Annotated in this window: 22 protein-coding genes; all 22 read left to right on the forward strand. The window is 67.6% G+C overall.

The features are described from left to right. Positions 1 to 28 precede the first annotated feature (28 nt). Positions 29 to 334, forward strand: coding sequence for a hypothetical protein (locus RM788_RS33695; RefSeq protein ID WP_315922655.1), 306 nt, complete (start codon positions 29 to 31; stop codon positions 332 to 334). Between the two features lie 335 nt (positions 335 to 669). Continuing rightward, positions 670 to 1,287, forward strand: a complete 618-nt coding sequence (locus RM788_RS33700; protein WP_315922657.1) for a hypothetical protein — start codon at positions 670 to 672, stop codon at positions 1,285 to 1,287. A gap of 331 nt (positions 1,288 to 1,618) precedes the next feature. Beyond that, positions 1,619 to 2,080, forward strand: a complete 462-nt coding sequence (locus tag RM788_RS33705; protein WP_315922659.1) for a hypothetical protein — start codon at positions 1,619 to 1,621, stop codon at positions 2,078 to 2,080. Between the two features lie 309 nt (positions 2,081 to 2,389). Then, a complete protein-coding gene (locus tag RM788_RS33710; protein ID WP_315922661.1) occupies positions 2,390 to 3,202 on the forward strand; it encodes a class I SAM-dependent methyltransferase in 813 nt (270 codons plus the stop codon). A 101-nt stretch (positions 3,203 to 3,303) separates the two neighbouring features. Further along, a complete protein-coding gene (locus RM788_RS33715) occupies positions 3,304 to 3,804 on the forward strand; it encodes a hypothetical protein (RefSeq protein ID WP_315922663.1) in 501 nt (166 codons plus the stop codon). After that, entirely contained in the window at positions 3,797 to 4,027 is a 231-nt protein-coding gene (locus tag RM788_RS33720; protein ID WP_315922665.1) for a hypothetical protein, read from the forward strand. The genes RM788_RS33715 and RM788_RS33720 overlap by 8 nt, the downstream gene beginning before the upstream one ends. A 318-nt stretch (positions 4,028 to 4,345) precedes the next feature. Further along, positions 4,346 to 4,795, forward strand: coding sequence for a hypothetical protein (locus RM788_RS33725; RefSeq protein ID WP_315922667.1), 450 nt, complete (start codon positions 4,346 to 4,348; stop codon positions 4,793 to 4,795). A gap of 72 nt (positions 4,796 to 4,867) precedes the next feature. After that, positions 4,868 to 5,470, forward strand: coding sequence for a hypothetical protein (locus tag RM788_RS33730; RefSeq protein WP_315922669.1), 603 nt, complete (start codon positions 4,868 to 4,870; stop codon positions 5,468 to 5,470). Between the two features lie 78 nt (positions 5,471 to 5,548). Then, entirely contained in the window at positions 5,549 to 6,331 is a 783-nt protein-coding gene (locus RM788_RS33735; protein WP_315922671.1) for a hypothetical protein, read from the forward strand. An 18-nt stretch (positions 6,332 to 6,349) separates the two neighbouring features. After that, the gene (locus tag RM788_RS33740; RefSeq protein WP_315922673.1) at positions 6,350 to 6,535 is read left to right on the forward strand and encodes a hypothetical protein; all 186 of its coding nucleotides are present in this window, start codon (positions 6,350 to 6,352) and stop codon (positions 6,533 to 6,535) included. 301 nt (positions 6,536 to 6,836) lie between these two features. After that, positions 6,837 to 7,838: a DUF932 domain-containing protein gene (locus RM788_RS33745; protein ID WP_315922675.1), complete on the forward strand. Its 1,002-nt coding sequence runs from the start codon at positions 6,837 to 6,839 to the stop codon at positions 7,836 to 7,838. A gap of 243 nt (positions 7,839 to 8,081) precedes the next feature. Continuing rightward, positions 8,082 to 8,474: a hypothetical protein gene (locus tag RM788_RS33750; RefSeq protein ID WP_315922677.1), complete on the forward strand. Its 393-nt coding sequence runs from the start codon at positions 8,082 to 8,084 to the stop codon at positions 8,472 to 8,474. 50 nt (positions 8,475 to 8,524) lie between these two features. Beyond that, on the forward strand, positions 8,525 to 9,112 hold the full coding sequence (locus tag RM788_RS33755) for a hypothetical protein (RefSeq protein WP_315922679.1): 588 nt from the start codon (positions 8,525 to 8,527) through the stop codon (positions 9,110 to 9,112). A 49-nt stretch (positions 9,113 to 9,161) separates the two neighbouring features. Then, a complete protein-coding gene (locus RM788_RS33760) occupies positions 9,162 to 9,620 on the forward strand; it encodes a hypothetical protein (RefSeq protein WP_315922681.1) in 459 nt (152 codons plus the stop codon). Beyond that, positions 9,617 to 10,048, forward strand: coding sequence for a hypothetical protein (locus RM788_RS33765; RefSeq protein ID WP_315922683.1), 432 nt, complete (start codon positions 9,617 to 9,619; stop codon positions 10,046 to 10,048). Before RM788_RS33760 ends, RM788_RS33765 begins: the two co-directional genes overlap by 4 nt. Before the next feature lie 214 nt (positions 10,049 to 10,262). Continuing rightward, complete coding sequence (locus tag RM788_RS33770) at positions 10,263 to 10,526, forward strand: hypothetical protein (protein WP_315922686.1); 264 nt, start codon at positions 10,263 to 10,265, stop codon at positions 10,524 to 10,526. 156 nt (positions 10,527 to 10,682) lie between these two features. Next, on the forward strand, positions 10,683 to 11,144 hold the full coding sequence (locus RM788_RS33775) for a hypothetical protein (protein WP_315922688.1): 462 nt from the start codon (positions 10,683 to 10,685) through the stop codon (positions 11,142 to 11,144). Between the two features lie 53 nt (positions 11,145 to 11,197). Further along, positions 11,198 to 11,422 carry a hypothetical protein gene (locus tag RM788_RS33780; protein WP_315922690.1) on the forward strand — a complete coding sequence of 75 codons (225 nt, stop codon included), beginning with the start codon at positions 11,198 to 11,200 and terminating at the stop codon, positions 11,420 to 11,422. A 118-nt stretch (positions 11,423 to 11,540) separates the two neighbouring features. Continuing rightward, positions 11,541 to 11,729 (forward strand): hypothetical protein, encoded by a 189-nt coding sequence (locus RM788_RS33785; protein ID WP_315922692.1) that lies wholly within the window; start codon positions 11,541 to 11,543, stop codon positions 11,727 to 11,729. A 186-nt stretch (positions 11,730 to 11,915) separates the two neighbouring features. Next, entirely contained in the window at positions 11,916 to 12,341 is a 426-nt protein-coding gene (locus RM788_RS33790) for an SLOG family protein (RefSeq protein WP_315922695.1), read from the forward strand. Positions 12,342 to 12,475: 134 nt separating this feature from the next. Then, complete coding sequence (locus tag RM788_RS33795) at positions 12,476 to 13,018, forward strand: hypothetical protein (RefSeq protein WP_315922697.1); 543 nt, start codon at positions 12,476 to 12,478, stop codon at positions 13,016 to 13,018. A 136-nt stretch (positions 13,019 to 13,154) separates the two neighbouring features. Beyond that, positions 13,155 to 13,349, forward strand: a complete 195-nt coding sequence (locus RM788_RS33800; protein ID WP_315922699.1) for a hypothetical protein — start codon at positions 13,155 to 13,157, stop codon at positions 13,347 to 13,349. Positions 13,350 to 13,532: the final 183 nt, after the last annotated feature.

Consider the following 13,532-nt stretch of genomic DNA (forward strand, 5'->3'; position numbering starts at 1 on the left):
TTCCCTCACAGTTCAGGAGGTCTACCCGATGACCGGCATCCCGCACCGCATCGATCCGGTCGACTGCGGCTGCACCGACTGCATCACCGGGCGGAGCCATCCCTTCAACCGGTATGGCGACACCGAGCAGTTCTCCGCCCTGCTGCACGAGCACGTCCAGGACGCCACCGGTGACGGCGACCAGGTCGGCTGGATGGACGTCGCGGCCGCGTACTGCCCGAAACGGTTCGCCGACTGGATCGCCGCGGAGTTCCGGAGCAAGCGACTCCTGTCCCGCCACGTCCTGCAAGCCAAGGCCGCCACCACAGTGCTGAACGGGTTGCTCGACGACTGATCAACCCACACCCCTCCACGACTAGCACGACGTTCCCCGGTCGCACCCGCGACGCGGGGCCTTTTGTTGCCGCCCGGCCACATCACGGACCTGGCCGGGCGGCGCACAGAAGAACCGGAGGAGATCGGCAGTGCCTCTACCGCTGGGTGGAGCTGCGCTCGCCAGCCGATCTCAATGTCCACCTCGCCCAGCCCAACGGTGTGAACCAGTCGGCTGCGCCGACAGGACAGAGGGCCTCGCCCGCAGCGGGGGGACACCACCGCATCCCCGGCCACCGCGGCCAACCCACGGCCACTGCAACCCCCAAGTCGACACCTATTTTGGAGGAATCACCCATGCCCGAGTCTGGACAGCCCGACATCATCGACCGGATCGACGCCCTCACCGACGACGCGGCAACCTGGAGCGCCGGCGGCGAGCACACCCACACCTGGTGGGCGACAGCCACCGAAGGCGCCATAGCCGCCGTCGAACTGAGCACGGCTGGACTCGGGTCCGTCGAGCTCAGCGAGACCGAACCCGACGGAGACATCGCCCGCCGCATCGGGGACCCCGGCGTCGACCGGATCAGTCCCCTGTACCGGGTGCAGTTCTGGGTGGGTGGCAACAGCATGGCCACCTGCCCGGTCAACACCGGGGCGACCACGTTCCTGCATCGACTGCTCATCGACGTCCGCGACGGCGACTACGTCGCCTCCGACGCCGAACGCGAGCACGCCCGCACCCTGCTCGACACCCCCGACACACTGCCAATGATCCACGGCCCGTGCCTGATCACCGGGGTCGGAGAAGACAGCTCCGCGGGCCCGCTGGAGGAGAACTTCCAGGGCTGGTTCACCACCCTGCTCGACCAGCTCGTCCAGATGCGTCACGAGCTCCTGGACGCCATCGCGCGAGAGATCGGCGTTCCAGCTGACCGGCTGGGCGGTCTCGTGTTCCTCTCCCTCGACTGACGGTATGGGTGGGGCTCGGTCGGATCGCGCCAAGCCCCGCCCGCGTCCACAACGGCTTCAGCTCAGCCGGCGAGCCACCCGACGCTCCGTCGATCACCGACGTCACTCGACAACTCCGATGACGATGAGCCGTGACCGATGAAAGGAAGGGCGCAACGGCGCTGCCCGCCGTGAAGCGCTCGCACGGCCCGCCGTCGGTGCTATCCGAGCGCGCCCCACTGAGCGGTACGGCAGCGTCGGTGACCACGAGACGTGGGTTCCCATAGTAGCTCCCAGTTGACGACGGCCTCGCCCTTACAGCTCTCAATTTCTTATCCAGAAGGGCTTTCACATGTCTGCGTGGATTGTTTCCAGTGGTCACATCGACGTTCTCGTCAATGCGCTCGCGCAGTACGGGGTCGTCTCCTCCGATCTCGGCGCAGTCGGCTTTCGCGAACTGGGGCAGAAGCTATGGCGCGAGAATCACAGATCGGTCAACTACCGCTACAGCGAGGAGACCCCCACTCCGCGCTACCAACTGCGCACCACCGAGGCCACCCTCGACCCAGTCGTGGTACTCAAGGCATTGTCGTGTTTCGACCACCAGAGTTGCGAGCACCCGAGCTGGCCCGACAGTGAGACCCACGGCCTGCTGTCCGCGCTGCACAACGCGATCCTCACACAGCACTCCGAACTCGGCGATCGGGTCGCGGGACCGCTCGGTGAAACCTACCGCTACACCACCACTCCCGCCTGGGACAGCGCCCCCTGGGGAATCGAGGAGCTGGACGAGGCCACCCCCACACACGCCTAATTCCTCACGCTGACCGTCGGCTCCGCACTCTCAGGCTTCCTCGACGAAGAGTTGGCCCACCTCGTTGTCGGGGAATCGCACAATGCGTCGGTAGCAGACCGGCGGTGAGCTGAAAGCCGGCATGGCGCCTTCCCCCGGTACGGGCGCCACCCGAGCGCGCCCGACAGAGAGGGCCGACGCCACGCGGCGATCGAAAAGACGCCGACCAGTGTCGATCCGGCACCGCGCCCTTCGCGCTCACACATCGCACTCCGCACGGAACCGACCACTGCTCGAAGGCACCGACCACCGAGCCGGAAGGAGGCTGTCGTGGCCAAGCTGACACTCGACCAGGAAAGCCTGCACGACAAGGCATGCAAGCTGATCGATCACCACCGTGATCTGGATGAGGAGGAGCGCCGGTTCGTCCTGGACCATTGGCGGGCGTCCTCGTCGACGCGATCGGCCTCCGACCGGGCGCACTTCACCCCGGCGGGCCTGGCACGCGACATGTCCCTGCACATCGGCGGAGATCGCATCATCGACCTGGCCGCGGGCATCGGCCGGCTCGCCTTCCACAGCCGCGACCTGTGGGCACGCTGGCCGCACACCGGCCCGCGATTCGTGTGCATCGAGCGCAACCCCGACTACGTGCGCGTCGGCCGTCGGGTCATGCCCGAAGCGGACTGGATCTGCGCGGACATCATGACCATCCCCCGGATGCTCGACACCCTCGGCCAGTTCGACTGCGCGATCTCCAACCCGCCCTACGGCGCCATCCCACGCTCGGGCAACGCACCCGGCGGCTACCGCGGCCGCCGATTCGAATACCACGCCATCGCCCTGGCCTCGACGATTGCCCGCCGCGGCGTCTTCCTCATCCCACAGGTCGCCGCCCCGTTCACCTACTCCGGCGTCCCGCGGTTCCAGCCGGACACCGGCGACGCCGAGTACCGCAAGTTCGTCGCGGCCACCGGCATCGAACTGAAAGCCAACTGCGGCATCAACACCACCCACTACGAACACGACTGGCATGACGTCACCCCGCGGGTGGAGGTCGTCCGCGCCGACTTCACCCAGCACACCGTGCTCGACACAACCGACGGGGAACAGCAGGGGCAGCTGGCGCTGCTCAGTCCGTAATCAGTCCGCAGCGCATCGCACCGTTGTACGGCGCTGTGCGAGCCGAGCCGCCCATCGGTCCGCACGGCGACCCCGACACCGAGTACCCAGGAGAACACCACGTGGCCACTCGATCCCTGATCGGCATCCTGGACGCCGACGGCAACACCTTCCGGGCCCGCTACTGCCACCTCAACGGCGACCCTGCCCAGCAACTGCCCGCACTGGGCCAAGCCCTGCACAAGCACCACGACGGCGATGTGGCACAGCTGGCCACCTCGCTGATGAAGTACGACTGGACCTTCCTCGCCGCGAACGACGCGACCGCGGAAATCGCCGACCCCAGCGTCCGCGATCCACACCTTCCGGATCACCTGCAGCCCGTCAGCGGCGTCGGCTACCGCCACACCACCATCCCTGACGGCACCCCACCCATCACCGGCGCCGTCGACGGTGATGCCGCAGGCATGATCGCGTGGCTGTACTTCCTGGTCGACCACCAGGTCAGGGTCTACCGCGGCGGAGACAGCCGCTGGAAACCGTTCGGCCGGTTCACCGCCGTCGACCTGAACCACCTCCACCTCGCCGACCTGACAACACGACAGGTCGTGGCCGATGCCTGATACAACGAAGCCAGAGCGGCCCGACGACCGCCGCTTCACCGTGTTCGTGCGCTTCCCCGACGAGAAGACCGCACGACGGGCGACTCCCGACGGCGGCACCACACGCCGCAAGGTCCATGCCGCAATCCTCACCCGCGCCCAAGCCGAGCGGGTAGTCGAGCTGTCCCGCTCCTACCTCGACGAGCACCATCCCGGCTCCCAGGTCTGGATAGCACCCTTCTGACTTGAATCCCCGCGCCTCGCCCTCGTTCCCTCTATCCAGTCCACGACGTGCGAGCACAGCACCTCTGTATCGACGTCCTTCTCGTCGACATTGCGTTCGGAGACGTCGGATCGACACCGCCCTCGCACTCGGCGACGCCCTCGACGTCCGCCGTGTCCGCGGTCATCGACGAGGACGTCCAGCTCGGCACGACACTCGCGAATCAGCACCTCTGAGCCGGCGCAGTTCCCAGCGCCAGCCGCCCGAGCATCAACGCTTTCGTTCCCTTCCCGCGACAGTCCGCTGTGCGGCCATCCATGACACCGAATGGAGAACACCATGTCCGCTGACGCTGCCCCGATCATTCCCGCGCGGGAAGTCCTTCTCACCGGGGATAACCCGGCGACGGTGACCGCCACCGTCCTCACCATCGAACACCGGGAAGAGATCGGTGTCCTGGGGCGCATGGTCGGTCTGGATGCACACCTGCACCTGCTGATGCCCGGCGCCACCAAGCCGCACAGCTACTTCCTGTCCCGACTGGTCGGCGAACCCCACTGGGTGCAGGACGCCCACTTCGGCCCCAACGGGTACCCGACTTTCAGCCACGGGTTCGGCGCCCGCTACCTCAAGCTGACCGGCATTCACACGGCGCTGGAGGCCATCCTCGACGAAGCCGCCACCGCCCGGAACCTGGCCACCGAGATCGGCCCAGACATCCCCCTGGCGCTGCCCCGCACCGCCGATACCGAGCTGACCACGCCTGACCCGGACGACTCCGCGGAATGACTCGCCACATCGGCGCTCGTCGTAACCCGAGACCACGCCCACCCCTGCGACGACACCGAGCGGAGATCCATGATGACCAACGACAACCTCTGCGGCATCGACCAACCCATGACCACCGCTGCGCCCGCGCGCGAAGCGCCGGACACCGCTGAACCGTCGGGCACGAGCGCCGGTACACCGCTCTACGACGCACTCGCCGCCAGCCTCACCGACCCGACACTCGGACCGCCGGCCGCCACCGACGATCCGACCGGGCGGGAGCCGGACTTCACCCAGCCCGCTGTGGTCCTGGACCTGTTCACGCGGTTGAAACAGATCGAGCACAGCGACGGCAGTTGGAGCGCAGGCGACACCGTCGATGTGCTGAACCAGTGGTTCGGCGAGTTCGGCATCAACACCGACGACCATGACGAGCTGTCCGCCGCCCAAGCCCTGTGCATGCCCGCCTGGCTGGCTCGCATGCTCACCGTCCCGCCACCGCACGAGACCGGCCTGGTCATCCACCTGCGCACCGACCACGCCGATCCTCTGGACGCGGTACGCGGCCTGTTGGTAGCGCTGGTACGAGCCTTGGGCGAGGGGAGCAGTGCCGCGGTGTTCGACACCGTCGGCGACCACATCGCCCACCTCGGCCACTCCGACACCGTCCCGACCAGCAGCCCGGCCGCCTCCTAGCCGCCACCCACCGTTGCCCGGCCCGCCGGCGCCTCCGCGCGCCGGCGGGTTGCTTCGTGCTGTCCGAAGGAGCTCACCATGCCCGTCGCCCCCGCCACCGGATCGCGTCTGAGCATCGACCCGGTTCAGATCGGCGCCGCCGTCGGCATCGCCGCCACCACCAGCCCGGACTACCAGTTCACCGACGCCTACGGCGTCACCTACACCGGAACCCCATCCCACCTGGCGCTGTCCGCTCTGGCCCGCCGCGACCTCACTGGCGGCATCTATCCCGACCAGCCCGCGGTCGCCCCGGCCATCCGCGCCACCGCCCGAACCCTGATCGACTGGTTCACCAGCCCGCACACCGATCCGCGGCACGCGGCCGAGTTCGCCGCGCTGCCCCCGCTGCGAGTGTGCGAACTGGTCGTCTACCTGTGCCTGCACGGCGACGCCGACGCGCTCAACCAGGTCGTGCCGGAATCGCTGCGCCACTACACCGACCACCTCCTGCACGACCCGGTACCCGACCACGACCACCCACTGCCCCGGCTGATCGACCAGCCCTACCGATCCCTGAACAGCACCGAGACCCGTCTCGGCACCCGACTCCACATCACCGCCACCACACCCGACGACGCCGCGCAGGTCGCCGTACCGATGACCGTCGAGGCCGGCGAGAGCATCAGCTGGGAGTTCACCGCGGCGATCCCGGTGCCCGTCGAAGACCTGAACGGGCTGCTGCTGGACCAGGACTACTCCCTCGGGGACTACCTCGAGGACAACCGCGAGCTGATCGAGGCCCACCTCGACTACAGCGACAGCCAGAACGTCCACGGCCTCGACATCACCGGCCGGCTGGCACATCCCCGCGACATCTAATTCGCCGACCCGCTCGTGGTGGAGGCGGCACCCGATCACCGCGTCGAGGTCGAACTGTTCTTCGCCGGACTCGACCGCGACGCCGCCATGCAGACCGCGCCGTTCGGCAGCCGTGGCCTCGCCGAGCAGTTCGCCGCCCCCGACGACCGGATCTTCAGCGTCGAGATCGAGATCGACCCGGCCATGGCGCAGGCCCTGGCCTGACCTCATCCCACCGTTCTGCACGACCGCGGATCGAACGTCCGCCACGCCGTCGAGTTCCCGCTACCAGAGCAGGAAACGGTGCGGCAGCCGATGCGAGTGCGGTGCCCTGCCTCGGTGGGGCGCCGCACTCTGCCTCGGCAGGGGGTGGGGGTCAAGCCGAAGGGATGGCTTGACCCCCACCCCCTGCCGGGCCCTGACGAGTGCGCCCCACCGAGACCGGGGCAGCACCGCCTTCTGTCCACAAGGGACCAAGAGATCAACAGGTCAGGTGGATGACATCGAGACCACGTGGAGGCACCACATGTCCCATCCGCAGATCCTCACCACCGGCTTCGGCTCCCTGCTCGCTGCGGCCGATCCCGATCGCCGCAGTGCCTGGGCGCAGCTGGGCACTCCTGTCGCGAACGCCGGAAGCGCCCACGAGGCGCTGGTCACCGCGGGCTTGGCCGGATGGAACATCCGCAAGCTCCCGATGACCTCCACCGAGATCACCCCCGACGGCGTCACCTCGATCACCAATCCCGACGAGGTGATGCTCGCCTACACCGACCCTCGCACGCAGGCGACCCGCTACCTGTCCACCGTGGGCAAAGGCTATGGCGTGCACCAGAACGAGGCCGGTGCCGCCGTCATCGACACCCTGGTCGCGGAGTCCGGCGCCCGCGGCACCGGCTACGCGGGCGCGATCGAGGGCGGACGCAAGACGTTCGTCACGATCGAACTGCCGAACCTGATGCACGTGGACGGGGTCGACACTCTGCAACTGCACCTCGTGGTGTTCAACTCCCACGACGGAGAGACGGCGTTTCGGGTGATGATCGTGCCGTTCCGGCCCTTCTGCGCCAACCAGCAGCGGATCGCCATCCGCGACCACATCTCGTGTGTGTCCATTCGACACACCAGCAAGTCCGAGATCAACGTCGCGGAGATCCGCAGCAAGCTCGGTCTGCTCTACGACTACAGCGCCGCCTTCGAAGCCGAAGCGCAGCGGATGATCCGCAGCGAGATGACCGGCACGGAGTTCGACGACCTGATCCGCGAGGTGTGGCCGGTCAAGAAGACCGCGGAAGCCCGCACACTCAACAACGCCGAACGCCGCACCAGGGAACTGACCCGGCTGTGGACCTCGGCGGAGACCCAGGCACCCATCCGCGGCACCCGGTGGGCGGCGTTCCAGGCAGTCACCGAGTACCTGGACCACCGCGCCCCGGCCAAGACCCTCGACGTCCGCGCGAAGCGGGTCCTGATCAGTAAAGACCTGGCCGAGAAAAAGCAGACCGCCTACGACCTGCTGACCGCCTGAACCCGCTGCCCGGCTGCCAAGCGCAGCCGGGCAGCCCGGAACACGGGGGACAGGCTCATCGGCGGCCGGATCGCACCGAAGGCGCGGTCTCGTCGGTAGCTCCTGTGCGTCACGACCTCGCCGGTCGGGGTGAACCAGCCACACCCCGACCGGCGACCCACCTGGCCAACCACGTCGAGGAGTGCCCATGCCCACCACTGTCATCCAAACCCGAACCCGTCCGTCCGGCGACGAGGGGCGCCGATGAGCGACTACACCGTCATCGGCCTGATCGATCGCACCACCGGCGTGCTGGAGATAGCCGGAGTGATCCCAGGCCACGTCATCACCTACGACCGCAACGACAACGCCGACACCATCCGCTGGAGCCAGCACATCCTGGCCGGCGACGCCCTCGAAGCCGAGACCTTCGCGCACTACGTGCACAAGTTCGGGGGAATCCCCGCCGAGCACCGGCCGGTCGAGCTGACGCTGGGCAGCGTCGTAGTCGACCCCTACTTCGGCGACCGCCGCGTCCGCCAACTGTCCCTGGACACGGACATCGTCCGGGTCTGGTTCACAGGCGATGACGACACCACACCGACGGTATTCCACGGTGACGCCACCGTCCACGCGGTGCTCACCCCTGTCTTCTGACAATCGTGTCCGGCTCGTGCACAGCACATGCGAGTGAACGGAGCATCCACATGTCCACCGTTCCGACACCGTCGCCGATCACCGAGCCGCCTGCTCCGGTAGGACTCACCGTGCACCTATTGCGCCGGTGGGACCGTCATGTCGACGACACCTGCCCCTTCTACAGCTACGCCGCCGCCTTGGCCGCACTCGCAGGCGCTGTCCGCGCCGACTGGCCGGACATCACCCATCGCGCCGATGTGCCCGACTCCTGCGAGTCGCTCAGTGACGCCGAGGTCGTCAGGACGTTCTACGGCGACGACGGCACCGGTGAGTTCGACGCGCCCACCAGCGGCACCTCCGACGATGCCGGGTTCGCGATCGTCAAGGAACACGTCGCCGGACCCGAACCGGGGGAGGTCTCCTTGCGGCTGGGCACCCTCCGCGTCCTGGACGCCGACCCCGCCGAGGACACCGCACCCGCGGTGACCTACTGCCTGGACGCCGACGGGCTCACCGTCGCGGTCTTCCCCGGCCCAGATGGCCATCCCACCGTGCTGATCACCCCTGAGGGTCAGATGTCGGGCGTGCCGGTCACGGTCCGCCTCGAAGACCCCTTCGGGCCCGGAGGGTTCGAGCAGACCTACCGCGTGTCCTGACCTCACGGTGCATCCCTTCGCTCGAACCGCTCCTGCAGAGAGGATTCCCATGTCCGGAACCGGCCTGGTCCTGTTCGGCGACGTGTCAGTTCCCGCGCCGCTGTCAGTGCGCCTGCTGCGCTACCCCTACGACACGGTGCTCCGGGTGATCGTCGACGGCCCGCCCGGCGCCGTCGAGCTGCAGATCCGGCCCGGCACACCGGACTCGCTCATCCTCATGATGTCAATCGAGTATCACTCCCGACAGCCCATGGCAGCCGCGCAGAACCCGATGCCGCACTGCGAAGCGCTCAGTGGTGTGGACTGCTACCCCGATGGCGCGACCCTCAACGCCCAGAACGAGTTCGAGACGTGGTTCCGCGCCCGCGACAGCCAAGCGATCATCGACGAACTGGTCCGCCAGCACCAGCGCACTTCCTGGACTCTCGACGACAACGACACCCCGTTGATCGTGGACGTCCAGCCGGAACCGGCCTGGCAACTTCCCGCCGGGGGAGTGCAACCGTGACTCCGATTTCCGGCGCGCATCGGTACCGCCTGCACCTGGTGCAGGTCGGCCTGGCCGACAACGTCTCCGCGGTCGCGACCCACCTCACCGGAGCCCTGCACGGCTCCACCTGGACCATCACCAGCGACACCCCGCTACCGGAGTTCCTGGCCCGCCCCCATCACGAGATTCCCGTCGGGACACCGCTGATTCGCCTGGACCTCACCGGTGACGACCTCTACTTCGCCCGCGTCGCCGGTGGCCCACGCTGGGACCTCGACCTGCGTCCCGGTCACGTCCCGCCGCCGCTGGGCATCCCCCGTCGCCACGACGGGCAGCCATGGACGGCGATGCCTGGCTGGCCGGTCGCCCTCGACGTCTACGCCGAACTGGCCCCGATGGTCTGTGTTGTCGTCAAGGACGCCGCCGACTATCTCGCCACGCTTTGACCGACCGCCAGAGTACGCGGACCCAAGGTGCACGAAGAGTTTCGAGGAAAGTCTGAAGGTTTTTGCGCCGCTGCGTCGGTGGTGGATCGCGACGACCCTGCACGGCCGGGCGTGTGGGGGCAAGCAAACCGCGCTTGCCCCCACACGCCCGGCCGTGCCACCGGGCCGCGCTCCACCACCGACAGAGCAATGCCCACGATGCGAGGAGAGTCCAATGTGGAATGACATTCTCGGCGCCCTGGCCATGCTGGCGATGATCCTGCTCGGGATTGTCCTGCTCACCGTGCTGCCGCAGGTGGCCGACGCGATCAGCGACCGCATCCGTTACGGCGCCCAAAACCCGCTCACCGACGAGGAACAGGAGCAGGACGAGGCCTCGCCTACGGCTGAACCGGACAAGGCCGCCAAGCCCGTGACCGCCCTGCCCGGCAAGAGCGTACCGGCCACGACAACCGCCAGGGCCAAGGCCACTGCGTGATCACGCTGATCGGCCCCGTCCTGATGAACCCGGCCGGCCGGCCGGCACTGCCTAACGCCGACGCGGCCGTGCCGCGTCGGCGTGGCCGAACCGGTCTCGCGAAGATCACATCCAAGCTCGGTCGTGAACAGCACCGTCCAAGCGGAAGGAACCCCCGTGGGTTACGTCATGCAGGTCCAAGCAAACCCCGGCGTCGAGCAGACCGCCACCCTCCGCCGCGGATTCACTCTCGGTACGACCCGCCTGTGCCAGGCGATGGTCGCACTGGGCATGGCACACCCGACCCCCGTGCCGCAATTCCCCTACAGTGACCACCTCGACCGCGACGACTTCCGAGATGACCAGCCGGTCACCGACCGCGCCCACGCCTACCTGCGAGCCCTGGAACAGACGCGGACCGACCACGGCAGCCGCGGACACGCCCGACTGCCCGGCATCCCCGTCCACAAGCTCGCCAGCGGCGACGGCTGGCACGTCACCGCCCAGGAGTGCCGCGAGGCCCTGGCTGCCTACCAACTCGCCACCACCACCGGGACACCGCATCCGGCAGCCCTCGGCGACGACGTCCTCCCGTTCCTGCGCACCGCCGCCCGCCACAACGGCTTCCGCACCCACTGAACACACCACCAGCGCACCCGTAACCACTCGGCACATCGAGAGGAGGCAGCACCATGTCCGCCGCCGAACCTGTCACCTACGACTACGACCCCGACGAGGTCCACGCCGCCGCATTCAGCAACCCCGCGCTCGCCGCCGACCTTGCCTTCGCACTGACCTGCCACGAGGTCAGCTCACTGGTCGCAGCCCTGCGATCCCGCGGCGGATCGGACGCCGCGGCGCGCTGGCTGACCCATCACCTCGTCGACTGCGACGACCCGCCACGCCATCAGCAGTGACAGCCCGAGCCACTGGTTTCGCTCAAATGTCCACGCCGAACTCCTGTACGGAACTCGGCGTGGGCGTCCGGATTCTGCGGTCCGCGGTCCACAACCCGTCATCGAATGAGGTTCTGCGGTGAACTACCGAACTGTCCGTTTCCTGACCGACATCATCATGACGGTGGCCGCGGTCGCCGCAGCGGCCGTCAGCGCCGCTGCGGCGACTGCGGTTTTCGCCCTGATCGAGATACATGTCGATGGCTGGGAGGCCTTCGCCGTCGCGATTTTCTACGTGCTGATTCTCGATGACGTAAGAACGGACTAGCGCCGCCCGAGTGCGTCGCACTCCCCGTGCACAGGGCCGGCGCACGGTACGTGATCGGGTCGGCGGCCTCCAACACACCTCGCTGGACCCCGCCGACCCGACTACGTGAGCCACCTTCACCCGCACACGACGGGAACTTCACCGACCACGGAGGCGGCTCACAACATGGACAGGATGTATCGACGGGTGCTGATCACCGGCTCACAGCTCTGGACCGACACCACCGTCGTTCGCGACGCGCTTGCCCAGGTGTGGCACCCGGACACGATCCTGATGTCCGGGGCCTGTCCCCGCGGTGCCGATCGGCTCTGCGAGGACTGCTGGACTCATTGGGGCGGCAAGGTCGACCGATATCCCGCACAGTGGGTGCAAGACGGCCGGTACCGCCCGGACGCGGGATTCCGCCGCAACGAGGACATGGTGCAGGCCGCCGCCGACCTCGACGCCCAACGGTGCCTGGCCTTCATCTTGAACGACTCGCCAGGCGCCACTCACACCGCGGGTCTCACGCGCCAAGCCGGGATCTGGACCACCGTGTACCGGGCCAGCACCGCACCCGGCGCACGGGACAGCGCATCGCTCGGGTCCGGTGTGCCGCACGAGCAACTCTGACCTGTCGCCCGCCGCCCGTCGCCAATCGCCCCGGCGGCCGCCGTCCGTAACGGTCGGGGTGAACCAGCCACACCCCGACCGTTGCCCTACCTGCCTTAACTCTGGAAAGGCTCATTTCGACTGCTCCGTGTCACATGAACATCCAGTCGATCAAGGTTATCGCCAGCCATTTTGCCGAGTATTTGCCGATTTCACTCTATGGCCCGGTCCGAGATGGCACAGCCCACTGCGACCCAGCAGTCCTGGGCTCGGCCTTTTGTATCCCAGGGGATGGCATGACTACTACGCAGACCACCGCCGCTCCCACCGACGTACAGGTGAGGGTGTTCCACAACAACCACCTCCGCGAGAAGTACTTGCGTGGCTACGAGCCTGGCCAGACCGTGACCGAGGTCTTCGTCTACACCACAGCCGCGGAGACCGGCGCCCCCGACCTCGACTGGGTCATCGCCTACGAGGCATACAGGCTATTCAACGTCGGCGACGACCCGCAGTTCGGCACCCCGGATCCGCGAGCGGTGGACTACCGCGCCCGCCGCAATCGCTCGCTGTCAATCGGTGACGTCATCGCCATCGACGGCCGGTTCCTCTCCTGCGACTCGCGCGGTTGGAGCGCGCTGACCGAGACACCGCCCATCGACCAGCGCGCCGCGCACGGCACCACGCCTCTGGGCTGACCCACCCATGCACGGCGAACAACCTTTTCCACGGCTGATAAAGCGTCCGGCACGGAGGAACAGACACATGGCAAACCCCCTGATCACCCGCGACGACGTCGAGGTTGACCGACCCCGTCGACACAACTTGTCGAACATGCTGACCCTTGAGGTCACGCGGATCAGCGTCGCCGGCGCGGAGTATGAGATCGGCATCATCGGCGGTCGGTTCCGCGAACCGAGCCGCACCGTCGTGTTGTCGGGCTGGACGACAGTGGTGGAGCAGGAATCCGCGGATCCCGAGCAGGCCATCACCGCTCTGCTGGAAGTGCTCAACGAGCAGGCCCGGTAACAAACGGATGCGGATAGGGCGCGGCAGTGGGTGCTCGGTCGTCGAGCGCCCACTCCGGTGACGTCACCCGGTCAACAAGCATCAAACACAGCCAACAGTGAACTACCGTGCAGTTCGGGGAGATGAGCAATGACTACACCAGCACCCACCGGCACCATCGGTCGACACACCCCACGAGGCCGC

The sequence above is a fragment of the Umezawaea sp. Da 62-37 genome, assembly GCF_032460545.1.
GTDB lineage: Bacteria > Actinomycetota > Actinomycetes > Mycobacteriales > Pseudonocardiaceae > Umezawaea.